The 24,219-nt window shown below is 36.8% G+C and carries 24 protein-coding genes; 15 read left to right on the plus strand and 9 right to left on the minus strand.

What is annotated here, in order from left to right; genetic code table 11:
* The first annotated feature begins 249 nt into the window (after positions 1–249).
* A complete protein-coding gene (gene mbcS / locus AB1279_RS04520; protein ID WP_429761294.1) occupies positions 250–1,836 on the plus strand; it encodes an acyl-CoA synthetase MbcS in 1,587 nt (528 codons plus the stop codon).
* Positions 1,837–2,153: 317 nt separating this feature from the next.
* Positions 2,154–3,716, plus strand: coding sequence for an amidohydrolase (locus AB1279_RS04525; protein WP_429757981.1), 1,563 nt, complete (start codon positions 2,154–2,156; stop codon positions 3,714–3,716).
* Positions 3,717–3,886: 170 nt separating this feature from the next.
* On the opposite strand, the gene AB1279_RS04530 is transcribed toward AB1279_RS04525, so the two are convergent.
* Complete coding sequence (locus AB1279_RS04530; protein WP_429757982.1) at positions 3,887–4,690, minus strand: NAD kinase; 804 nt, start codon at positions 4,688–4,690, stop codon at positions 3,887–3,889.
* Between the two features lie 156 nt (positions 4,691–4,846).
* Here AB1279_RS04530 and AB1279_RS04535 point away from each other — a divergent pair, with 156 nt between their 5' ends.
* From AB1279_RS04535 to AB1279_RS04555, 5 genes are all read left to right on the plus strand, one after another.
* On the plus strand, positions 4,847–5,476 hold the full coding sequence (locus AB1279_RS04535; protein WP_429757983.1) for a DUF2953 domain-containing protein: 630 nt from the start codon (positions 4,847–4,849) through the stop codon (positions 5,474–5,476).
* A 16-nt stretch (positions 5,477–5,492) separates the two neighbouring features.
* The gene (gene ytfJ / locus AB1279_RS04540; RefSeq protein ID WP_429757984.1) at positions 5,493–5,888 is read left to right on the plus strand and encodes a GerW family sporulation protein; all 396 of its coding nucleotides are present in this window, start codon (positions 5,493–5,495) and stop codon (positions 5,886–5,888) included.
* Positions 5,889–6,017: 129 nt separating this feature from the next.
* A complete protein-coding gene (tpx, locus tag AB1279_RS04545) occupies positions 6,018–6,518 on the plus strand; it encodes a thiol peroxidase (RefSeq protein ID WP_098305412.1) in 501 nt (166 codons plus the stop codon).
* Positions 6,519–6,632: 114 nt separating this feature from the next.
* Positions 6,633–7,619, plus strand: a complete 987-nt coding sequence (locus tag AB1279_RS04550; RefSeq protein ID WP_429757985.1) for a class I SAM-dependent methyltransferase — start codon at positions 6,633–6,635, stop codon at positions 7,617–7,619.
* A gap of 302 nt (positions 7,620–7,921) precedes the next feature.
* Positions 7,922–9,115, plus strand: a complete 1,194-nt coding sequence (locus tag AB1279_RS04555) for an acetate kinase (protein ID WP_429757986.1) — start codon at positions 7,922–7,924, stop codon at positions 9,113–9,115.
* Between the two features lie 41 nt (positions 9,116–9,156).
* On the opposite strand, the gene AB1279_RS04560 is transcribed toward AB1279_RS04555, so the two are convergent.
* Complete coding sequence (locus tag AB1279_RS04560) at positions 9,157–9,588, minus strand: NUDIX hydrolase (protein WP_429757987.1); 432 nt, start codon at positions 9,586–9,588, stop codon at positions 9,157–9,159.
* A 168-nt stretch (positions 9,589–9,756) separates the two neighbouring features.
* Between AB1279_RS04560 and AB1279_RS04565 the strand changes: the two genes are divergently transcribed.
* The gene (locus AB1279_RS04565) at positions 9,757–10,587 is read left to right on the plus strand and encodes an EcsC family protein (protein ID WP_429757988.1); all 831 of its coding nucleotides are present in this window, start codon (positions 9,757–9,759) and stop codon (positions 10,585–10,587) included.
* A gap of 27 nt (positions 10,588–10,614) precedes the next feature.
* Here the strand turns inward: AB1279_RS04565 and AB1279_RS04570 are convergent, their stop codons facing one another.
* The gene (locus AB1279_RS04570; protein ID WP_429757989.1) at positions 10,615–11,265 is read right to left on the minus strand and encodes a YitT family protein; all 651 of its coding nucleotides are present in this window, start codon (positions 11,263–11,265) and stop codon (positions 10,615–10,617) included.
* 894 nt (positions 11,266–12,159) lie between these two features.
* Here AB1279_RS04570 and AB1279_RS04575 point away from each other — a divergent pair.
* Positions 12,160–12,363, plus strand: a complete 204-nt coding sequence (locus AB1279_RS04575) for a Spo0E family sporulation regulatory protein-aspartic acid phosphatase (RefSeq protein WP_429757990.1) — start codon at positions 12,160–12,162, stop codon at positions 12,361–12,363.
* Positions 12,364–12,752: 389 nt separating this feature from the next.
* On the opposite strand, the gene AB1279_RS04580 is transcribed toward AB1279_RS04575, so the two are convergent.
* Positions 12,753–13,070, minus strand: coding sequence for a radical SAM protein (locus tag AB1279_RS04580; RefSeq protein WP_429757991.1), 318 nt, complete (start codon positions 13,068–13,070; stop codon positions 12,753–12,755).
* A gap of 167 nt (positions 13,071–13,237) precedes the next feature.
* On the opposite strand from AB1279_RS04580, the gene AB1279_RS04585 reads away from it, so the two are divergent.
* Positions 13,238–14,443 (plus strand): argininosuccinate synthase, encoded by a 1,206-nt coding sequence (locus AB1279_RS04585; RefSeq protein ID WP_336481954.1) that lies wholly within the window; start codon positions 13,238–13,240, stop codon positions 14,441–14,443.
* Positions 14,440–15,828 (plus strand): argininosuccinate lyase, encoded by a 1,389-nt coding sequence (gene argH / locus AB1279_RS04590; protein WP_429757992.1) that lies wholly within the window; start codon positions 14,440–14,442, stop codon positions 15,826–15,828. The genes AB1279_RS04585 and argH overlap by 4 nt, the downstream gene beginning before the upstream one ends.
* Positions 15,829–15,854: 26 nt before the next feature.
* On the opposite strand, the gene AB1279_RS04595 is transcribed toward argH, so the two are convergent.
* The 3 genes from AB1279_RS04595 to AB1279_RS04605 all read right to left on the minus strand — a co-directional run bounded on the left by AB1279_RS04595 (position 15,855) and on the right by AB1279_RS04605 (position 17,389).
* A complete protein-coding gene (locus tag AB1279_RS04595) occupies positions 15,855–16,454 on the minus strand; it encodes a hypothetical protein (RefSeq protein WP_429757993.1) in 600 nt (199 codons plus the stop codon).
* A gap of 86 nt (positions 16,455–16,540) precedes the next feature.
* A complete protein-coding gene (locus AB1279_RS04600) occupies positions 16,541–16,732 on the minus strand; it encodes a ProA domain protein (protein WP_336481951.1) in 192 nt (63 codons plus the stop codon).
* Between the two features lie 198 nt (positions 16,733–16,930).
* Complete coding sequence (locus AB1279_RS04605; protein WP_098305390.1) at positions 16,931–17,389, minus strand: universal stress protein; 459 nt, start codon at positions 17,387–17,389, stop codon at positions 16,931–16,933.
* Positions 17,390–17,574: 185 nt separating this feature from the next.
* Between AB1279_RS04605 and AB1279_RS04610 the strand changes: the two genes are divergently transcribed.
* A complete protein-coding gene (locus tag AB1279_RS04610; protein ID WP_429757994.1) occupies positions 17,575–18,339 on the plus strand; it encodes an SDR family oxidoreductase in 765 nt (254 codons plus the stop codon).
* Between the two features lie 144 nt (positions 18,340–18,483).
* Positions 18,484–19,617 (plus strand): alanine dehydrogenase, encoded by a 1,134-nt coding sequence (gene ald, locus AB1279_RS04615; RefSeq protein WP_429753594.1) that lies wholly within the window; start codon positions 18,484–18,486, stop codon positions 19,615–19,617.
* A gap of 74 nt (positions 19,618–19,691) precedes the next feature.
* Here ald and AB1279_RS04620 read toward each other — a convergent pair whose 3' ends face one another.
* Positions 19,692–20,162 carry a DUF4188 domain-containing protein gene (locus AB1279_RS04620; RefSeq protein ID WP_429757995.1) on the minus strand — a complete coding sequence of 157 codons (471 nt, stop codon included), beginning with the start codon at positions 20,160–20,162 and terminating at the stop codon, positions 19,692–19,694.
* A gap of 17 nt (positions 20,163–20,179) precedes the next feature.
* A complete protein-coding gene (locus tag AB1279_RS04625) occupies positions 20,180–20,812 on the minus strand; it encodes a TetR/AcrR family transcriptional regulator (RefSeq protein WP_429757996.1) in 633 nt (210 codons plus the stop codon).
* A gap of 187 nt (positions 20,813–20,999) precedes the next feature.
* Between AB1279_RS04625 and AB1279_RS04630 the strand changes: the two genes are divergently transcribed.
* Complete coding sequence (locus AB1279_RS04630) at positions 21,000–21,362, plus strand: cupin domain-containing protein (RefSeq protein WP_429757997.1); 363 nt, start codon at positions 21,000–21,002, stop codon at positions 21,360–21,362.
* Between the two features lie 236 nt (positions 21,363–21,598).
* The gene (locus AB1279_RS04635) at positions 21,599–24,028 is read left to right on the plus strand and encodes an EAL domain-containing protein (RefSeq protein ID WP_429757998.1); all 2,430 of its coding nucleotides are present in this window, start codon (positions 21,599–21,601) and stop codon (positions 24,026–24,028) included.
* The last annotated feature ends 191 nt before the right edge of the window (positions 24,029–24,219 follow it).

The raw sequence follows: 24,219 nt of genomic DNA on the forward strand, positions 1-24,219 counted from the left end.
TATATAATGGCTTAGAGAGAGCGGGATTCCCCGCTCTTTCTTTTTGTTGTTGTTTTCTGTCAAAAAATAAGAGAAAACATCTACTATTGTAGCCAACTAGTCAAAATATAAACCGATTTGTCAAAAGAAGATAGTTTTAAATTGACAGAAAATTCTTTACCATCGACAGAAAACTCTTTATTATTGACAGAAAATTCTTTATTATTAAAAGGAAGTCGTATATTGTAAAGGGGGAAGAGTATGAGACATGTGAGCCGTGAAGAATTATTAGCACCGTCAACGTATAACTTAGTAGAAGAGATGGAGCGTTATGCAAAAGAGCCAAATAAACTTGCGCTTATTTGGCAAGATGATCAAGGCAATAAAAAGAAAGTGACATATGGGGAATTGTTAAAAGGAGCAAACAAAATTGGAAACGCTTTTATAAAAAGTGGTCTGCAACAAGGGGACAAGCTTCTCATTATGATGCCTCGTCTTATTGAAACATATATGACGTATATTGCCGCAATTAAAGCGGGATTTGTTGTCATTCCAAGTTCAGAAATGCTGCGTAAAAAAGATATTGAATACCGCATTGCCCATGGAGAAGTAAAAGCGATTGTGAGTTACGAGCCGTACGTTAGACAATTCGACGGAATCGAAGCGATGAATTCACTTTGTAAATTTGTATTAAGTGAAAAACCGCTAGACGGTTGGAACAATATAAGAGAAGCGCTTGAAACAGAGAGTGACATACTAGAAGTGGCAAAGACAAACTGTGATGATATGGTCTTTTTATCCTATACATCTGGCACGACAGGCAATCCAAAAGGTGTTGTACATACACATGCTTGGGCATATGCTCACCTTCGTACGAGCGCTGCAAATTGGTTAGCAATCGAAGAAAATGATGTTGTGTGGGCAACAGCAAGTCCAGGATGGCAAAAATGGGTTTGGAGTCCTTTTCTTGCAACACTTGGTTCAGGTGCAACGGGATTTGTGTATCACGGGAAATTTGACCCGGCAACATATTTGCAATTATTAAGTGATAATAAAGTAAATGTATTGTGCTGTACGCCGACTGAATATCGTTTAATGGCAAAAATAGAAAACTTGCAGCAATATGACTTGTCTTCCTTGCATAGTGCTGTTTCGGCGGGAGAGCCATTGAACAGAGAGGTTATTGATACATTCCGAAATTATTTTCATGTAACGGTTCGCGATGGTTATGGCCAAACAGAAAATACATTACTTGTTGGTGTATTAAAAGGAATGGAAACAAAGCCTGGTTCGATGGGGAAACCAACACCAGGTAATCAAGTTGACATTGTTGATGAAGATGGTAAACCAGTTCTTCCGGGAGAAGTAGGAGATATTGCGGTGCACATCAAAACACCAGCATTATTTAAGCAGTACTATAAAGATCCGGAACGTACAACTATGCAATTTCGCGGTGATTATTATATTACAGGTGATCAGGCGAAAAAGGACGAAGATGGCTACTTCTGGTTTGAAGGGCGAGGCGACGATATTATTATTAGTTCTGGTTATACAATTGGGCCGTTTGAAGTGGAAGATGCACTTGTGAAGCATCCATACGTAAGAGAATGTGCTGTTGTGGCAAGTCCAGACGAAATAAGAGGGAATGTCGTAAAAGCCTTTATTGTTTTACAAGAGGGGATAGAGAAAAAGGATGAAATGTTAATTCCGCTTCTGCAAGAGCATGTAAAAGAATTAACAGCACCTTACAAATATCCGCGAAAGATTGAATTTGTGGAAGAACTTCCAAAAACAATTTCCGGTAAAATTCGCCGCGTAGAATTGCGAAAACGTGAAATGGAATTAGCTTCGAAGTAAAGTGAAACTTCCGTCAGTGGAGGGTTTTCTCCTCTACTGATGGTTAGTTGAACCAATCGGGCTTTTACTGCCCGTTAATGCGGGGTAAAGTGAAACTTCCGTCAGTGGGGGTGCTTTATCCCCCACTGATGGAAAGCCCGCCCAATTGGGCTTTTACGGGCAGTTCCCCCTTTTCGGTTTTCTCCGAATTTTAAGGTGGGGTCTTACTGCCTGGTAATAGCGGAGTAAAGAAGAATCGTAGGCAGAGAAATCTGTCTGCTTTTTTTCTTGCTGACAATTTCGTACACTAAAAAGTAAGAAGCAAAGGGGGAGAAAAAATGGGAGGACTTTGGTATGGCGGAAAGATTTATACGATGGAAGAAGAAGGAACGACTGTAGAAGCCATTTATGTAGAAAATGGTAAGATTATTGCCGTTGGAACGAGAGAAGAGTTAGAAGCTCGTTATCGTCCGAAGCAGTTATTTAATGTAGAAGGCAAAACAATGCTCCCTGGTCTTGTCGATAGTCATATGCATCTTATTGGACATGGAGAACGATTGCTTCGCTTAGATTTATCGACATGTACATCCTATCAAGAAATGCTGCATCTTGTTGCTGAGCGAATAAAAACAGCTAAACAAGGAGAATGGATTATTGGAGAGGGCTGGAATGAAAATAATTTTACAGATCGAAAAGACATACATAAACGTGATTTAGATGTTCTGTCACTTCATCATCCTATTTTATTGAAACGCGTCTGTCGTCATGTGACTTGGGTAAATTCCTATGTTCTTGAGAAAGCAGAGATTGTGCAAGGGGTAGAAGATCCGAAAGGCGGGAAAATTGGGCGTGATAAAACTGGTGAATTCACCGGTTTATTGTACGAACAAGCGCAGGATTTAATTGCTCATATTCAACCAGAAATTGATGCAGCGTATGTAACCAACGCACTGAGAACAGCCATTCAAGATTGTTGGAAATACGGATTAGTTGGTGGACATACAGAAGACTTAAACTATTACGGTGGTTTTCAAAAAACATATAAAGCCTTTGCAGAAGTGATTCGAGATATGCCGTTTAAAGCACACCTTCTCGTTCATCATGAGGTGGCACATGAACGGGAGCGCTATGAGAGTACACATTATATTGAGTTTGGAGCAATGAAAATCTTTTCAGATGGTTCCTTTGGCGGACGGACAGCGCTGCTTAGTGAACCATATGAAGACGCAAAGGAAACAAATGGAGTTGCCATCTTTTCGCGCGATGAACTTGCGCTACTTGTAAAACAAGCGAGAGATTTCCATATGCCTGTTGCGATTCATACGATTGGTGATTTATCACTTGAATATGTGATAGATGCGCTCGAAATGTATCCACCAAAAGAAGGGCAGCGTGATCGCATTATTCACTGTCAACTTGTACGCGAAGAGTTAATCAATCGTATGAAGAAGCTCCCTGCAATTTTAGATCTTCAACCTGTCTTCGTTTCTTCCGACTTTCCATCTGTTATTGAAAAACTAGGGGAGCATCGCCTTCGCTATGCATATGCATGGAAAACGCTTCTTCATGCTGACTTACACTGCGCGGGCGGTTCGGATGCACCAATCGAGCAGGTGAATCCACTTTTAGGGATATACAGCGCCGTAACAAGAAAAAGCTTTGTGGATGAAAACTGTTACATACCAGAAGAAAAATTAACGGTATTTGAAGCTGTTTCGCTATTCACAACAGGAAGTGCATATGCGATTGGAAAAGAAGAAAGCCGCGGGAAAATTGCTGCAGGGTATGAAGCGGATTTTACTGTGCTAGACAGAGATATATTTGAAATTCAGGAAGAGGAAATAAAAGAGATAGACGTTGTAATGACCGTTGTCGATGGTGAAATTGTATATAAGAAATAAAGGCGGCCGAGGCCGCCTTTATTTACTTATCCCGCATTAACGGGCAGTAAGTTCCCCACCTCAAGATTCAGAGAGAAGCAAAGAAGATAGGTGGGGAATAACTGCCCGTAAAAGCCCGATTGGTTCAACTAACCTTTTGGAGAAGAACACTCCAAAAGGTTAGTTGAACTTTATAAAAACGTTCTTTGTACTTTTTCCCAGAACGAATTATTTTTCAGTTTTACTGTTTTAATTTGTTTATCGCTTAAACGAACAACTGCTTTTTCGACTTGTTTAATACTTAATGCTTCGTTATCCATGCCCATGACAGGATAGTCGCTGCCGCTTGGAGCTAATTTTAGCGTTAATGTACGATCATTGTTTAAGATAAATGGGGAACCAAGTGTACGGTACGTATTGTTATTTAACGAAGCGAGTTCACTTACTTGGAAACATGGAATTAATGGATCCACAACAGCTCCGTGTAGTGATTTATTATATGCTGTGCTTCCTGTTGGTGTAGAAACAACTAATCCATCGCCTCTGAATGTTTCAAAGTATAAGTCATCAACATACACATCTAGCATAAATGTTTTAATAACGCTAGAGCGCAGTGAAAATTCATTGAGGCAATAAAAAGATGTATCATGATCAACTGTTACTTGAATTGTTGGATATCTTCTTACTTCAATTTCATTTTTTGTGATTTCTTGAAGGGCGCTATCGACATGGTCAATGTGGAAGTCACAGTAAAAGGAAATATCATTTGTTGTCGAAACTCCTGCGTATAAACAATCTTCACGAAATCCTGTTTTTCTGACAGCTTGCAAGAATGTACTGTCGTCGCCAACACTAACGATAGCATTTGCGTGTTTTGGCTGGTCTAATATTGTAAATCCATTTTCTTCTAAAATGTCGTATACTGGTTTCATTTTTTCGACAAGCGTTGCTTTATCATCACCGTAAAAGAAAAATAAATTGCGACGATCTGCCATTTTGTATCCCTCCATGCAGTAAATAATATGTTCAAATACTATATTTCGATAAAAAATATCAAAAATCCTCCTATTTTTAGAAAAATCTATATTTTCAATTTCGTTTATTCTTTTCATATTGTGTCGATAATGGATACGGAATGAAAGGATGGTACGATGAAGTGGCTTGCGATTGGAATTGGAATACTTATCTTGTTCGTCTTGCTTATTTTGTTATCGAAATTATCGCTGAAAATCAGTTTGTTATATACAGAAACAGAAAAACAATGTTTATTTCAAGTGAAAATATGGATGCTTCATTATACGTTTGATGTGCTTGAGCGGATAGAAAAACAACAAAAGAAAACAGGTCAAAAAATTGAAAAAGCAGGAGAGGAAGGCGGAACAGAGGACAAGTTTGTAGCAATGCTTGACAGCATAGCTGAGATTATAAAAAGGATGCAAGAAATCCATACTATGTTTAAAGGTTTTCTTCAAAAAGTAAAAATCAAAAATTGGAGATGGCGTTCACAAATTGGAACAGGTGATGCAGCGAGCACCGGGATTGTAACAGGTTATGTATGGTCAGTAAAAGGAATGGTTGTTGGAATTACTGGACACTATATGGACATTATCGGTGCACCGCAGCTTGAAGTTACTCCAATTTTTCAAGGGAAAACTGTGGCATCACATTGTGAATTAACAGCTTCATTTCGGATATATCGTGCAGTGAGAACAGCAATTCGCTTGTTTGTATTATTGAAAAAACAAGGGGTTATTGCTACAGATAATGCTATGCAACAATGAACATAGGGGGGATTATATGGAACATCCAATTCAAGGATTAATGACAACAGCGATGCAACATTTAAAGCATATGATTGATGTAAACACAATTATCGGTGACCCAATTCAATCACCAGATGGCAGTGTCATCTTAACGGTTTCTAAAGTAAGCTTCGGCTTTGCGGCAGGCGGTAGTGAATTTGGGAAACTTGAAAACAATAATCATCATCCATTTGGCGGCGGTAGTGGCGGCGGCGTTTCCATTAATCCAATTGCTTTTCTTGTTGTAAATAGTGAAGGTGTGAAAGTGCTTCACTTAGATAAACAGACGCACATACTTGACAAGATAATGGAATTAGCACCGCAAGCAGTGGATAAGGTGAAAGAAATGATGAACAAACAAAAAGATAAACAGCCGGAGTATGAAATATAGAATGAAGAAGCTAATCCTATTGGTTAGCTTCTTTTTTCATAAAACAGAGCGATTCATTTGCATTCTGTTTGCTGAACATCTATCATTTACACTGTACATATTTTGTTTTAGAAAAGGGAGGATTTTCAAATGGCAAACGTAACGTTTAAAGGAAACCCAATCACTTTAGTTGGAACAGAAGTTAAAGTAGGCGACCAAGCGCCTAACTTTCAAGTATTAGCAAATGATTTATCTCCGGTAACTTTAGAAACATACAAAGGTGCAGTGAAATTAATTAGTGTTGTACCATCTATCGATACAGGTGTATGCGATGCACAAACTCGTCGCTTTAACGAAGATGCAGCTGGTATTGAAAACGCAAAAGTATTAACAATTAGTGTTGATCTACCATTCGCTCAAAAACGCTGGTGTGCAGCTAACGGTTTAGAAAACGTTGTTACACTTTCTGATCACCGTGACCTTTCTTTTGGCGAAGCATACGGTGTTGTAATGAAAGAACTTCGTCTACTTGCACGTGCAGTATTCGTAGTAGATAGCAATGATAAAGTTGTTTACGTAGAATATGTAAGCGAAGGTACAAGCCATCCAAATTACGAAGCAGCATTAGAAGCAGCAAAAGCTGCGAAGTAATGCGAAGAGTGAAAAGCGGCCTCTTGTGAAAAGGGGTCGCTTTTTCTTTTGGAAAGAATTTAGAGTGTGGTATGATATAAGTTATGTGTATTTTAGTTTGAAGGAGGAGTTTTCGTGAGCTCAACAGTAGAAACAATATTTTCTATCTTTGATTCTTCTGCCGTAATTTTACGTAAAGAATTAGACATAACGTATTTAGAAGCGCTTGTAGAAACAGGTGATAATTTATTTGAAGGAACAATTTTACAAGAAGGATTAGAGCAGCCAACAATTGAGCGATTAGAGCGTGAATATAGCAAGTTTAATGAAGAAAACTATAAAGGCGAAGAGATTCGCAAGGCGTTCCAACTTGCCATCTTAAAAGGGATGAAAGACGGCGTACAAGCAAATCATGAAATGACGCCAGATGCAGTTGGTATGTTTATGAGCTATTTGTTCCATAAATTTATGAAGAATCAAAAGGAAATGACTGTTTTAGATCCTGCAGTTGGAACGGGAAATTTATTGACGACAATCTTTAATGGTTGCCCAGAAGGTACAAATGTGAGTGGATTTGGGGTAGATGTAGATGATTTGCTTGTTAAGCTTGCGTTAGTCAATGCAAATTTACAAAAACAAGCAGTTGAGTTTTTCAATCAAGATGGATTAGCTCCACTTTATATTGATCCGGTTGATGCAGTTGTGTGTGATTTACCAGTCGGTTATTATCCAAATGAAATGGGTGCAAGTGAATATACTTTAAAAGCAGACGAAGGCATGTCTTATGCGCATCATCTTTTTATTGAACAAAGTGTAAAACATACAAAAGAAGGCGGTTATTTATTTTTCTTAGTGCCAAACTTCATTTTTGAAAGCGATCAAGCGCCAAAGCTTCATGCCTTTATTAAAGAAACATGTTTTGTTCAAGGATTATTACAGCTACCTGTTTCCATGTTTAAAAATGAAAAAAATGCAAAAAGTATATTTGTTCTCCAAAAGAAAGGGCAAACCATACAAATGCCAAAACAAGCATTATTAGTAGAGTTACCAAAATTCTCTAATATGCAAGCGATGGAGAACATCATGAATCAAATTAATGGTTGGTTCGCTGAGCAAAAATAACCATTGTTCCTATGTAACAGGGGTATATGTATATATAATACAGTTTTATCTTTTATACAGTATTTAGTAACGTATACAAGATGACAATAGAAAAATACCAAATCTGTAATATAAAAAAAATCTTTGTGTTACAATTTTTTCACTTGAAATATATGTCGTACGATGTTTAAATTAAAATCGTGAGTTTAAATTTTTTTTCAGTGAAACGGTTATGTTAGCTGATAAAAATTGAAGACATAAAATTGAGCGGTTTGTGGAAAGATTCCACACGGCTAACAAGAGAAAAAGGGGCGAAAGACTAGATGTCAAAAATCATCGCGATTAATGCAGGAAGCTCTTCCTTAAAGTTTCAATTATTCGAAATGCCAAGTGAAACAGTATTAACAAAAGGTTTAGTAGAACGTATCGGTTTAGAGGATAGCGTATTTACAATTACTGTGAACGGTGAGAAACAAACAGAAGTAACAAATATCCCAGACCATGCAGTTGCAGTTAATATGCTTCTAAATAAATTAACTGAAACAGGTATTATCAAATCTCTTGATGAGATTAGCGGTACGGGTCACCGTGTTGTACACGGCGGTGAAAAATTCCCAGATTCTGTTCTAATTGACGACCAAGTATTAGCAGATATCGAAGCTTTAAGTGAATTAGCACCACTTCATAACCCAGCAAACGCTGTTGGTATTAAAGCATTCCGAGAAGTACTTCCGAACGTACCTGCAGTAGCAGTATTCGATACAGCATTCCATCAAACAATGCCGGAAGAATCTTTCTTATACAGCTTACCTTACGAATACTATGAGAAATACGGCATCCGTAAATACGGTTTCCACGGTACTTCTCATAAGTATGTAACAGAGCGTGCAGCTGAATTATTAGGCCGTCCACTTGAAAGCCTACGTTTACTTTCTTGTCACTTAGGTAACGGTGCAAGTATCGCAGCTGTTGAAGGCGGAAAATCAATCGATACGTCTATGGGCTTCACACCACTTGCTGGTGTAACAATGGGTACACGTTCTGGTAACATTGACCCTGCGTTAATTCCATACATTATGGAAAAAACAGGACAATCTGTAGACGAAGTTCTTAACGTATTAAACAAGAAAAGTGGTATGTTAGGTCTTTCTGGATTCTCTAGTGACTTACGTGATATTGAACAAGCTGAAGAAGAAGGAAATCACCGTGCGGAAGTAGCGCTAGAAGTATTTGTAGGCCGTATCCACAAATATATCGGTTCTTATGCAGCTCGTATGAAAGGTGTAGACGCAATCATCTTTACAGCTGGTATTGGTGAGAACAGTGCATTAATTCGTGAGCGTGTATTAGAAGGCCTTGAGTTCATGGGTGTATACTTTGATGCGAAACGCAACAATTTCCGCGGTGAAGAAGCATTCATTAGCTTCCCGCATTCTCCAGTAAAAGTAATCGTAATTCCAACAGACGAAGAAGTTATGATTGCTCGTGACGTAGTACGTTTTGGAAATATTGGTTAATATATGATGAAAAGACGGGATGATTCCCGTCTTTTTTTATATTATTTTTTTGAAAGTAGATCTGTTAATCCGTTTGGGTATAATGTTTTTTCTCCTTGCAAAAATGTTTCAACGGGAACCCATACACCGTAGGAGATGTTCTGTCCTTCTGTTATTGTGAATCGATCCTTTTTATAAAGCGCTTTGTTTGAAAAGCAGACGGAATACAATTGAATTAGTTCATGTCCAATTGTATTTTCTATTTGAAAGATGTTTTCTAAACAGCCCAAATATGTAACAATTTCCACAGCGACTCCAAGTTCTTCTTGAAATTCTCGAATAATTGTCTCCGTGGAATGCTCTCCAAGTTCAATAGTTCCTCCAAGTGGTCTATAATAATACCCTTCACCAGTTTCGTGTTTTCCTTTGTATTCTTCAACAAGAATACAATTGTTGTATGCAATAATACCTAAGGCTTTCGCACGTGGATGCATAACATTCCTCCCATTTTTTATTCCGCTATTCGCGAGCAGTAATAAGAAGCCCCCACTGATTTTAATACGACTTATTTGAAAATAACACATTTTTCAGAAAAAAGGGCGTGCGGCCTCTTACAGCAAATATGTTACAATATAGAAAAAATAATCCAAGGGGTTGTTTGTATGCTGTCAAAGCGAGAAGAACGAATTTTATATGATTTGAAAAGCTGGGAACAGCAATTAGTGCAACAAGAATCAACGGACTTTCAGAGAATGTTTGATAAGTGGTTGAACGGTACATTTTCTAAGCTACCGGAAAAAAAACGAAATGAATTTTTTTCAAAAGCAGATGGATGGCTCTTTCATCTTCATGCACTTATTCAAAGCTCACAGTCGCAACTTGATGCACGGGGACGTATTTTAGGAACGGCTCGTTTATTCGATGATTCCATTGAACATGTTGAAGACATAAAAGTATTATCAATTGATCAATTAACATACATAGCAGAACAGCAAACAGCTCGTCATCGTTTATATTCTTTCGTACAAGGAGGAGTAACAGGAGTTGGTGGCTTTTTATTATTAAGTGCAGACTTACCAGTATTAGTTGCTTTAAATGTGAAAGCGGTACAGCTAATCGCCACATCATTTGGTCATGATGTGAATAAACCGTATGAAATGATGCTAGCGTTAAAAGTATTTCACGCAGCCATATTGCCAGCGCATTTGCAGCAGTATGCTTGGTACAACTTACAGCAAGAATTAGAACAAGAAGAAGCGGCTCCATTCTTCTATGAGGGAGAAGAGGAAGTGCTAAATCCAGCATCTGTACAAGTACTACTAAAACAAATTTTGAAAACGTTTATTATTTATTCGGTGCGCCGCAAGTTGTTTCAAGGTGTACCAGTACTTGGGATTGCGGTTGGATCGACAGCGAATTATCGGTTAACACGGAGCATAACAGAATTTGCGAATCGATTTTATCAAATGCGTTATTTACGTCAAAAAATATAAAAGCGAAAGGCAGCCGCCTTTCGCTTTTTAGTTTGTTGCATGTTGTTTTGAGAATGGAATTGCCACTGGTTTCTTTGCCTTTGCTGGATAGTAAATGAAATCTAGTACTTTTGCCTGCACAGCAAGGGAAAGAATCGTAAAAGCAATTTCAGTCCATGTTAAATAATATAATGAAAGTGCAATGACAATTGCGTCAAAAACGAAGAAAATTTGACCAACTGTAAAGCGTGTTTTTTTGCTTAATACAATGGTTAAAATATCGTCTCCGCCTGTTGCACCACCGAATCGTAAAATAAAACCAAGGCCAACTCCAGCTAACGCTCCGCCGATTACTGCAGCTACAAATAAATGATTTGATAAATCAACCGTAAATGGAGAATAGTTTTCCATTAAAGAATAAAATACTCCGAATGAAATGGAACCAACAAATGAATAACCGACCATTTTTCTACCTAAAAATGTAGCGCATAGTAAAATGACAGGAATATCCATTAAAACAGTTGAAATTGACGGTGAAATGTCAAAAAAGTTTTGTAAAAACAGTGCGATTCCTACAAATCCACCTTCTGTTAAGTGATTCTGAAACTGAATGTGGTAAAGTGCGATAGCCAAAATAAATGAACCAAGTAAAACCATAAAAATTTCTTTAATAATTTGTCGACTTTGGATGTTCTCCATCGTTATTCCTTCTCTCCGTAGTTAGTAGTTTTTTGTTTTTCATAAACTAACTACGCCTATATAGCAGCAGTTAGTTTATATACGTCTAACTACGCTATATATCACTGAAGAAATAACGAATAATCCTCTCGTCCATCAATTCTCCCTACTTTCGTTTTAGTTTAGGTCTGAAATAGACTAAACAAAACTTAGAGTAGAATTTTTCATTTAGCAATCCTGCTCTCTTTTATGTTTTGTTTAGCGAATATGAAATAACCTAAACAAAACGCTACGTGTAAGAAGAGTCTTTTCGTTGCCAAATTATCCTTCGGGCAATCATAATTTCCCCACTCTCGTATTTTTTTCGCTAGACAAAGTATCTAAGCAAAAAAATACGCTACGTGTAAGATTCGTCTTTTCGATGCCACATGCTCCTTCGAGCGATCATGATATCTAAATCCTTTCTATAAAAGATTATATACTATTATATCATACTTTTTTAAAATGTATGTTCTTGGAAACCGACAATGGGCAACGAAAAAACTACATACTTCGTAAATATGGAAGCTTTAGGTGAAATTCATGTAAATTTTACTGAAAAATGGTGCAATAAAGTGAAACTTCCATTAGTAGGGGGCTTTCATCCCGCACTGATGGAAAGCCCACCCAATCGGGCTTTTACGGGTAGTTATCCCCCAACTATCTTCTTCGCTTTTTGAATCCTGAGGTGAGGGTCTTACTGCCCGCGAATAACGGTATAAAAAATATTTTCCGTCGAAAGGCTCTCTATATAAAAAAGTAAATTTTGTCGATTTTTCTGTAAAACTTACTTTAATTAATTACAAAATATTAAATTTAACAAGAACATTTTTTATAATTCGAATGATATCACCTATGATGACTGGAGAGATTCGTATGAAAACGAGAGACATACAGGCAAGCATAGAAGAAAAAAGGGAGGAATTGATTGAACTTGTAAAAAAGCATGGTTTAAATCATCATAGAGTGATCGCATGTAGTCAGGAATTAGATAATTTAGTATACCTTTTTACATGCACAGAGAAGGAATCTTATATTCATGAAAAGAAAAATACAATTAATACTACACGTTCAACGTAGTAGAAAAGTTTGTATTCGTTGTTATCAGAATATAAGAATCCATCGTAACACATTTGAACAAACCTTTATTTTTATTTACCTATAGTTGAAAGCGTTTACAACTGTATTGTAGAAAAGGGAAAATAAAAAAAGGAAAGATAGCTGTAAGCAACAGCTTGATTGGTGAAAGGTTTCCATCAATTATTTACTGATGGAAACCTTTTACTTTAATTAGTTTTAATAAGTAGAAGAATGATAGAGTCAGCTTTTTAAGAATCATCTTCTTGATTCGTTTTCTTATCTTTAGAAAAGGTCCCCCAGTTAATAACACTTAGAAAGGTGAGTATGGTAATGAATAGAGCTTTTATTAGGATTATACTCCTTTCTTTCTATCTTCTATAAAGTTCACCTCACTGATGCGCTTTTCCTTCGGATACATTTTGAGTCAGACGATACCAAAGCCAAAGATCATTAATAATGGAAGCGTGATTCGCGATTTCTGTATTGAGTCTACAAGAAATTTCAAAGTTTTCTTCGCTATTTAAGCGGTGTTGTTTCGTGTTAATGATATGTTCAAGTTCTTTAATCCGATCTGGTATTTTCCCGCGAATTTGTTCCCACTTTAATAAAATTGCATGTTGAACTGTTTTAGGAATATCCTCCCATTCTTCTCGGAAATCAGGTAGTTCAATCCCCAGATGTTCATCATATGTGAAATATTGTTCCATATATCGTCCCCTCCATTTATTGTCTTCATTGTATCGAAAAAGAGAAAGAACTTCGATGAAATTGTTTTAAAAAATCTATGAATATCCCTTGCAACATTTTTGAAAAGGTGATAAATTATGAATTAATATTAGATATGATGAATAATTATTCTTTAGGGGGATATAAAATGGAGAACAAAAAAGTTGTATTAGCATATTCCGGAGGTCTTGATACTTCTGTTGCGATTAAATGGTTACAAGAAAAAGGATACGATATTATTGCACTTTGTTTAGATTTAGGGGAAGGAAAAGATTTAGAGTTTGTAAAAGAAAAAGCATTGTCCGTCGGAGCAATTAAATCTTATATGATTGATGTTCAAGAAGAGTTTGCGAATGAATATGCATTAAAAGCACTGCAAGCTCACACGTTATATGAAGGGAAATATCCACTTGTATCTGCATTATCTCGTCCGCTAATTGCTAAAAAATTGGTAGAGATTGCAGAGATGGAAGGTGCAAGTGCAGTTGCACATGGATGTACAGGAAAAGGAAATGACCAAGTCCGTTTTGAAGTTTCTATTCAAGCGTTAAATCCATATTTAGAAGTGATTGCACCGGTGCGTGAATGGAAATGGTCACGTGAAGAGGAAATTGCATATGCAAAAGAAAATGATGTACCAATTCCGATTAACTTAGACAGCCCGTTTTCAATTGATCAAAATTTATGGGGACGCAGCAACGAATGCGGAATCTTAGAAGATCCATGGGCAGCACCGCCAGAAGATGCATATGAAATGACGTTAGCATTAGAAGATACACCAAACACACCGGAATTTGTAGAAATTGGTTTTGAAGCAGGGGTGCCAACGACATTAAACGGTGTATCATATTCACTTTCAGAGTTAATTAAAGCGTTAAACTCTCTTGCTGGTAAGCACGGGGTTGGGCGCATCGACCATGTAGAAAATCGTCTTGTTGGTATTAAGTCACGTGAAGTGTATGAATGCCCAGCGGCGATGACGTTGATTACTGCACATAAGGAATTAGAAGACTTAACACTTGTAAAAGAAGTAGCACATTTTAAACCTATGATTGAACAAAAATTAACAGAGTTAATTTATAACGGTTTATGGTTCTCGCCTTTAAAAGATGCTCTTGTTGCCTTTTTACAAGAAACGCAAAAGAATGTAACTGGGACAGTACGTGTGAAACTGTTTAAAGGACATGCAATTGTAGAAGGACGTAAATCAGAGTATTCTCTATACGATGAAAAATTAGCGACGTATACAGTAGATGATGAATTTAATCACGATGCAGCGATTGGATTTATTTCATTATTTGGTTTACCAACAAAAGTATACAGCCAAGTGAATCAAAAGAAGGTGGAGGCATGAGCAAACTTTGGGGCGGCCGTTTTACGGAACAGGCTGAACAGTGGGTTGAGGAGTTTGGAGCTTCCATCTCCTTTGACCAGCAATTAGCAGTAGAAGATATACAAGGAAGTATGGCACACGTTACGATGCTTGCAAAATGCGGTATCGTAACGGCTGAAGAAGGAGAAAAAATTAAAAACGGCTTGCAGTATTTACTTGAAAAAGCAAAGAAGCAAGAGCTTACGTTTTCTGTTGAAGCAGAAGATATTCACTTAAATATTGAAAAGATGTTAATTCAGCATATTGGTGAAGTTGGCGGTAAGCTGCATACAGGAAGAAGTCGTAATGACCAAGTAGCAACGGATATGCATTTGTATTTGCGAAATGAAGTGCAAGGCATTATCGAGGCAGTGAAACAAGTGCAAATTGTACTTGCAGAACAAGCTGAAAAACATATCGAAACAATTATGCCGGGGTATACGCATTTGCAGCGTGCACAGCCGATTTCTTTTGCACACCATCTCCTTGCATACTTTTGGATGTTAGAGCGCGATGCGAATCGTTTGAAAGATTCGCTAAAACGTATTAACATTTCTCCGCTTGGAGCCGGGGCACTTGCTGGGACAACATTCCCGATTGATCGCGAGTATAGTGCGCAGTTGCTCGGTTTTGATGGAATATATGAAAATAGCTTAGATGCAGTAAGCGACCGTGACTTTATTCTTGAATTTTTAAGTAATGCTTCTATATTAATGATGCATTTATCACGTTTTTGTGAAGAACTTATTTTATGGAGCAGTCAAGAATTTCAGTTTATTGAAATGAGCGACAGCTATGCAACGGGTAGCAGCATTATGCCGCAAAAGAAAAATCCGGATATGGCAGAGCTTATTCGCGGGAAAACAGGAAGAGTATACGGCAATTTATTTAGCTTATTAACAGTTATGAAAGGGTTGCCGCTTGCTTACAATAAAGATTTGCAAGAAGATAAAGAAGGCATGTTCGATACGGTAAATACAGTAAAGGGCTGTTTACATGTAATGGCAGGCATGCTTGAGACGATGACGGTGAAAAAAGATAAAATGGCACAGGCTGTCACGCAAGATTTTTCAAATGCGACAGAGATTGCAGATTATTTAGCGAGTAAAGGGTTACCGTTTCGTCAGGCACATGAAATTGTAGGGAAGCTTGTCCTTCATTGTATTAACGAAGGTGTTTATTTGTTAGATTTACCGTTAACAACCTACCAAGAGATGAGCTCATTATTTGAGGAAGACTTATATGAAGTGCTTTCACCATACGCAGCAGTAAAACGAAGAAACAGTGCAGGTGGTACAGGGTTCGAACAAATTGAACAGGCACTTCAAAAAGCAAAAGAGATAGTGGAAAAACCCGTGAACATGTAATGTTTCACGGGTTTTTTTCATAATTGTTACATATATTCAATTAATGTACTTTCTAATGCACTCGATCTTTGCAGGGATGTTGTTTTTCGTTTACGGCTTGTAGCAGTTCCAAACATAATATTCTCAGGGTCTAGGCTATGCGTTCGATAAGAGTTTCTATCTGGATTTTTTCCTTGTAGTTTTCGGTGGGAGTAGAATAAGATATGTCCGAGTTCGTGCGCAAGTGTATTTTCTAGTGAAGACTTTGTGAGGATAATATGGTTGAAACGGCTTTTCGTCATTAAGGAAGAGAACGTTCGTCCTGTCGTGTTACTCGAGAGGTGCCTTGCATTTGTATAGAATATTGAAATACTATTTGGATTTGGAAAGAGATACTTTCTTTCACGAAATAATCGCTGTATATTTTTGCTTTGTCTTTTACGAAATGAAGTATCATTCGTTTGAACAGAAAAATTTTTCAGTGTTGTGATACTTGTGATAATAAAGTCTATGTTCCATATTTTGGTTGCTAACGCAACTTGCTGCTTAATTTGTTTTTCTGTTACATTGCAGCCGGGAAGAGTAAATATACATAAGTTCATAATCGGAGTAGCGGATTTGCTTTTTCTTTTATTCTCATCACTCAAAAACATCACACCTTTATGCTTGGACATATATAAATAATGTATGCATAAAGAAAAAGGTTGCTTGTACGATGCAAGCAACCAGGCGCCTATATTTTTTCCTGTTCGTATTTATGTTTTCCTTCTGTAATGCGAATATATTCTATGTCCATTAAATCACGAAAAAGTGCACCGTGACTTAACTCCACACCATGTTTTTCTTTGAAGTGGGCACAAATTTTTTCTACCATATCAATTTCTTGTCCGTTTAAATCTAGTATGATACGTTCATGACTTTCCATGCCGTTTCCCTCATTTCCTTTTTTCTTAGTATAACCTTACAGAATCATCTTATCCTGCTGTTTTAGGGCAGTAAGACGATTAAGAGGAAAGCGAAGAAGATAGGTGGGCCGCCGCTGATGGGAGTTTCTCTTTATTTGAATAAATAAAAAAGCACCAAGCTCATAAAATAGAGGCTTAGTGCTGATTCATTACAGATATTAAATTTCCCCTTGCTCTTCTTCACCGCGAACAACAAGGACATCGCATTTTGCATAGCGAATAATATGTTCAGAGACACTGCCGATTAAGAAACGCTCTACTGCGTTTAAACCAGTTGCACCGCACATAATTAAATCAACGTTGTGTTTCGGTGCGATATCTTTCGAGATTTTTGATTTTGGATTACCGAATTCTAGTACAGTTTCTATCTTTGTAAGGCCCGCTTCTAGTGCAGTCTTTTTGTAGTCTTCTAATAGATCTTCTGCAAATAAGTTTGCACGTTCTGCAATAGCGCGGCTGTATGCTTCGACTGCAGAGTAAGCTTTGACGTCAACGATATGAGCGATTGTTAATGTAGCGTTGTTACGCTTCGCTACTTGAATGGCTTTTTTGAATGCTTTTTCAGCTTCTTTAGAACCATCGACTGCAATTAAAATATTTGTATATGTAGTATTCATGAACGATTCCTCCCAATTGTAAAAGTGTTATAACTCTTTACACTTTTATTATAAAGTAAATTATGGAAAAAAGTATGTCAGAAACGTTACAGAATTTTGAAAAATCTGTTCAAACTTTTTAGTTGTAATTGTTAGAAGAAGTTGTTACATATGAATTATAGCAAGAAAAAAGGAGGCTTATTTTTGTGAGACATGCGCTCATTACAGCCGGTACAAAAGGTTTAGGGAAGCAAGTAACAGAGAAGTTATTACATAAAGGATATTCGGTAACAGTAACGTATCGCAGCGATGTACAAGCGATGGAAAAGATACAACAGCAATATAAAAATCTTGCGCATCGTATGCAATTTGTGCAAGCAGATGTAACGAAACAAGAAGATTTACATAAAGTAGTAACAAAAGCGATGGAGCGTTTTGGTCGTATTGATTTTCTGATTAATAATGCAGGTCCTTACGTATTTGAACGTAAAAAATTAGTTGAGTATGAAGATGATGAATGGAATGAAATGATTCATGGTAACTTAACAGCAGTTTTTCATTTATTAAAGCTCGTTGTACCAATTATGCGACAGCAGAAATTTGGCCGCATTGTGAATTATGGATTTCAAGGAGCAGATAGCGCGCCGGGATGGATGTATCGTTCCGCATTTGCAGCTGCAAAAGTCGGACTAGTTTCACTCACGAAAACGATAGCTTATGAAGAAGCTGAATATGGTATTACATCAAATATGATATGTCCGGGTGACATTATTGGTGATATGAAAGAGGCAACAATTACTAAGGCACGTGCAGTACTTGATCACCGTACACCGATTGGACGTTCAGGCACAGGGGAAGACATCGCTCGTACAATTTCCTTTTTATGTGAGGAAGATTCGGACATGATTACGGGAACAATTATAGAAGTAACTGGAGCAGTTGATGTTATTCATCGATATCGTCAAAACTAGACAAATTCTACCGGACAACCCGCATAATTTTTGTCAAAAATTGCGATATTATGGTAAAATATACGAGAGTAGAAGCGCTTTATAAAAAGCGTATATACTATGGCTATTCAGGGGTAATTTTATAATCTCAAGGGGGAATTTCCAATGCGTATCGGTGTACCAACAGAAATTAAAAACAATGAAAATCGTGTGGCAATGACGCCAGCGGGTGTTGTTCATTTAATTCACAACGGTCATGAAGTTTTTGTTCAAAAAGGTGCTGGTTTAGGATCTGGTTTTACAGATGAAGCATATGTAGAAGCAGGAGCAACAATTGTAGAAACAGCACAAGAAGCTTGGAATCAAGAGATGGTTATGAAAGTAAAAGAGCCAATCGCAAGCGAATACGGCTATTTCCGCGAAGGTTTAATTTTATTCACATACTTACACTTAGCTCCAGAGCCAGAATTAACAAAAGCGTTAATTGAAAACAAAGTAGTCGCAATTGCGTATGAAACAGTTCAATTAGACAACCGTTCTTTACCACTACTTGCACCTATGAGTGAAGTAGCTGGTCGTATGGCAGCACAAATTGGTGCGCAGTTCCTTGAAAAAAATAAAGGTGGAAAAGGTATTTTACTTGCAGGCGTTCCAGGGGTAAAACGCGGAAAAGTAACAATTATCGGCGGTGGTCAAGCTGGTACAAACGCAGCGAAAATTGCTGTTGGCTTAGGTGCTGAAGTAACAATTATCGACTTAAGTGCAGAGCGTCTTCGTCAATTAGATGATATTTTCGGTAACCACGTAGCAACATTAATGTCTAATCCATATAACATTGCAGAAGCTGTAAAAGAGTCTGATCTTGTTATCGGTGCAGTATTAATTCCAGGTGCAAAAGCGCCAAAACTTGTAACAGAAGAAATGATTAAATCTATGGAACCAGGTTCTGTTGTAGTCGACATCGCAATCGACCAAGGCGGTATTTTTGAAACAACTGATCGTATTACAACACATGACAACCCAACTTACGAAAAACACGGCGTAGTTCACTATGCAGTTGCAAATATGCCTGGTGCAGTTCCGCGTACGTCAACACTTGCGTTAACAAACGTAACAGTACCATACGCAGTACAAATCGCAAACAAAGGCTACAAAAAAGCTTGCTTAGATAACAGTGCCTTATTAAAAGGTATTAATACATTAGATGGCTATGTAACATTCGAAGCAGTTGCGGAAGCACATGGTTTACAATATGCGGATGCGAAAGAGCTTCTTGAAAAAGCTCCTGCTTTATCATAAGAAAGAGTACACAGCGGCTACCCATTGGGTAGCCGCCTTTTATCTATAAAAGTCCGATTGTTACTTTCACTTTACTAAGACTTCATGCGTGCTCGTGCAGTTTCTCGTTGACTACTTACAGGAAGAGAAGTACCTGCTTTGGCTAAACCGAATAGGGGCATATTCGCATATAAACTCTCGTATTGACCTTTCTCAACAACAAAAGTTTCATGGAAAATTCCAATTGCTTCAGTTTTGGAAGCCTTTTGATTAAAATTTTTCCATGCTTCTAAATGTAAGGAAGCGTGGCGTGCATAGTGTTCAAGGGCTTCGAATGACTTCCAATATTGAATTTGTACAATTGTGCGGCCGTTGAAGAAAGATTCTGTGTCGAGAAAACCGAGTTCTTTATTTTCATATAGTTCTTTTAGCATTCCACCCATTGCCAGGGCTACAGGTAACCACTTTGAAACAGCGAAAAATTTATTAATTCGCATACCAATCACAAATACTACAAAGGAATCATCCATCTGTGCAGTATAACGTCCAGATATTACAGGCTTCATTATTCATCCCTCTTTTATTATGGATTTAATATGTTTAAATGAAGATCATACATTTCCATTACATTTTGAGTTTGAAAGACATGAGCTGTTAAGTAAGCGCCGTAAAAAATAGAGTGTAGTAGTTTTACAATATGTGAAGTGTCCATCTTGATTGTAATTTCTCCTGCAGCTTTTCCTTCTTCCACGCAGTTTGCAAATACTTCATTCAAATTTGGAATGAGCTTTCGTACTTGTTCTTCTTTTTCGGGATATAATAGATGAATTTCTGCATCGGTTAAATGAGGCATACAAGGATGCATTTTTTCTTCAGAGAGAAATGCAATCAAACTTAGCATCAATCCAGGTTTTTCTTTTGCATATTCTGAAACTCCTTCAAAAATATGACGGAGTGCGGTCATTCCCTTTTTGTTTGTTTCTTTCAGTTCCAACATACGATCCGTTAACCATAACCTCATGAAATAAATAAGAATGTCTTCTTTTCGAGAGAACATTTTAAAAAATGTCACCTTTGAAATTTCTACTCTTTCGCATAACTCTTCAACGTATACTTCTCGAAATGATTTTTCTCCAATGATGTCTAATGCAGTGTGAAATAGCTTGATTTTTGTTCGTGCTTTTTTGATTTCTCGTAGTGGTAATTTCTCTTTCATTACTATGCTCCTTGTTAATAAAATTAACCCGTGTTAATAAATTAACACAAGTTAACTTTTAAGTCTATATTTTAATTTTAATTTTAATGTTTCGGGATTTTTGTCTGATAAATCAGAAAAAATGTTATAATGAAATTAGAAGAAAAAGTAGTATAACACGTAGTTGATGAGTAAGAGGGAGATAAATATGAAAAATGAACTTACAAAAGAATTAAATTTAGAAAAAATCAATTTATTAGAGATGACAAGAAATATTACAGAGCAACATAAAAATTTTGTTGTTTCAAATGTAAATAATCACTGTTTGCGTATTGCTGTATTTACAGGAGAGTATGATTGGCATTTTCATTCGAATTCAGATGAATTATTTATGGTATTAGAAGGAGAGTTGCTGATTGATTTTCAAGATCGGGAAACAATTGTCTTGAAGCCAAATGATACGTTATGCATTCCAGCAGGGACAATTCATCGGACAAGAGCGATAAAGCGTACTGTTAATCTTTGTTTTGAAGATGTAGATGCCGATACAGTTATCGTGGAGAATGTATAAAGAATTTAGTGGAAAAACAGAAAAGATGTAAGTGTAAAAACTTGTGCCTTTTTTTGTTTTTTCATTATGATACGCTAAAAAGAAGAATTATACGTAAACAATCATAGGTATTTCGTATATAATAGTAAAGACTATTTATTAGAAAAAATGAAGCGATGAAAGCAGATTATTTTGGTATTTTTATGTGTGTATAAATGTTATTTCTTTATATTATGATATTGAAGGGGTAAAGGTGGATGCAACAATTAATCGGTTCTTATAATAATTGGTTCGTATCGCTGTCAGTAGTAATTTCGGTTTTTGTATTATATGCTGCTATAAATCTTACAGGACGGATTGTGCATTCTAATAAAAGGAGAAGGAAGTTATGGTTATTTTTTGGTTCCATTACAATGGGAATTGGGGTTTGGGCTATGCACTTTATTGGTATGTTAGCCTTTCAATTTCCAATATCTATTAAATATAATCCAAAGCTTGTTTTGCTTTCTATGTTTGTTTCATGTATTGCTTCTTTAATCGGATTGTATAGTGTAAGTTATCTACAAGTAAAGCGTGTTCATTTTGTGTTAGGCGGCAGTTCAATGGGGATAGCAATTGGTGCTATGCACTATATTGGGATGGCCTCGATGGAGGCAGTAGATATTGAGTATGATCCATTTTTATTTATATTATCAATATTGATTGCGATTGTAGCTTCTATAGCAGTATTAAAAATTTCCTTTGAATTGTCTAAAAATGAAAATTCTATAAGGGGTAATATATATAAATTTATCAGTGCTATCGCTATGGGAATCGCGATAGCGGGTATGCATTACACAGAAATGGCCACCGCATCTTTTAACTTACCTTCTGCTTTAACTGTGTCGCCTGGAATGAGTCATTACACACTTGTGATTATGGTTGGTATTACGACGATAATGATTCAGTTTTTTTTAGTATTTGGTACTGTCACAGATAGGCGTTTTCGGTTTCAAGCGATAGAGTTGCTTGAAAATGAAAAGAGGTATCGCTCACTTGTTAATCACAATTTAGATGCTGTTTTTTCAATATCGTATGATGGACGGTTATTAAGCATGAACCCTGCAGGGGAGGAAATGCTCGGTTATAGAGAGCGTGAATTGCAAAATAAAAAAATGATACGTGTGTTAACGAGGGAAGAAAAGCAGAAAGTTAAATTATATTTCTATCAAACGATTCATGATAGGAAAGCACATAATTTTAATACGAAAATTAAATTAGAGGATGACTCTGTTTTAGATGTGAATATTACATTAGTTCCAGTTTACATTGAAGAACGATTGGATTGTATATATGGAATTGTAAGGGATATTACAGAGCAGTTAGAAAATGAAGAAAATATATTTCGATTGGCCTATTATGATAATCTCACAGAATTGCCAAACAGACGCAATTTTATGGAAAAGTTGGAAGCTACTTTGAAGAACAGTGTAGAAAATAATGAAAAGTGTGCTGTATTCTTTCTTGATTTAAATCGTTTTAAAGTGATTAATGATGCCCTAGGACATAATGTGGGAGATATATTATTAAAACAAGTAGCAAACAAGTTAGCAATGGAAGTTGGAAGGAGAGGGACAGTTGCACGCTTAGGCGGCGATGCATTTACAATTTTACTTCCTAATATTCAATCGAAACAGGAGCCGATTCAATTAGCAAAGCAAATTATACATATATTTGAGGAACCTTTTGTAATAGAGGGAAATCATTTATATTGCAGTGTTAGTATTGGAATTGCTATGGCTCCGCGGGATGGAGTAGAAGTAGATACAATTATGGGCCGCGCAGATATCGCTATGTATACAGCGAAGGAGAGTAGAAAGAGTAGTTATCGCTTTTATTCTTCAGCAATTGGAGAACTTTCAGAGAAACAATTAGTAGAAGAACAGCAATTGAGGAAAGCGATTGAGAATGATGAATTTATTCTCCATTATCAACCACAAGTTCATTGTGAAACAGGAGGGGTTGTTGGGGTAGAAGCGCTTGTACGCTGGCAGTTACCAGATGGTACAATGCGCTCGCCGTTAAAATTTATTTCTTTGGCAGAGGAAACGGGTTTAATTATTCCGCTAGGAAAGCTAGTATTGGAGAAAGCATGCAAGCAAGCGAAAGCTTGGTATGATAAAGGATTCTCAATTCGTGTGTCTGTTAATTTATCACCAAGACAATTTCAGACTGAGGATATCGTAAAAACCGTTGCGGACTTATTACGGAAATATAAGCTGTCCCCTCATTTATTAGAGCTTGAAGTAACAGAAAGTATGACCATGACAAATGTAGAGCGATCGAAAAGGTTGTTACGGGCATTTCGTAATCTTGGAGTAACGATTAGTATTGACGATTTTGGAACCGGTCATAGTTCATTAAGTTATTTGAAAGACTATCCAATTCAAAAATTGAAAATTGATCGCTCTTTTATTAAAGATATTCATGAAGATGTACGAACGAAGCAAATCACTGCAGCTATTATCGCAATGGGGCAACATATTGGTCTTGAAATTACAGCAGAAGGTGTAGAAACAGAGGAACAACTAGCCTTTTTAAGGGAGCATAATTGTTCCTACATACAAGGGTATTATTTTAGTAAGCCACTGCCAGCTTGTGAGTTTGAAGAGTTATTTTTACATACTTATAAAGACAAGGTGGTTTAAACCGAGTTGTTTTAAAGAGGTAGAGGAAACTAGCGTTTATAAGATTGAAAGCACATCAAGTTTTGATGTGCTTTTTATGTGTGGAAATACATGGAGATTGTTGAATGATAATATATACGAATTTTTACGAAGACTTAGCGTTTAAAGCAAAGAAGCTGAAGATATTGTGTAAGATACGCAATATCTTCAGC

Origin of the sequence: Bacillus sp. S14(2024), from assembly GCF_050473785.1 — a bacterium.
Lineage (GTDB): Bacteria > Bacillota > Bacilli > Bacillales > Bacillaceae_G > Bacillus_A > Bacillus_A yunxiaonensis.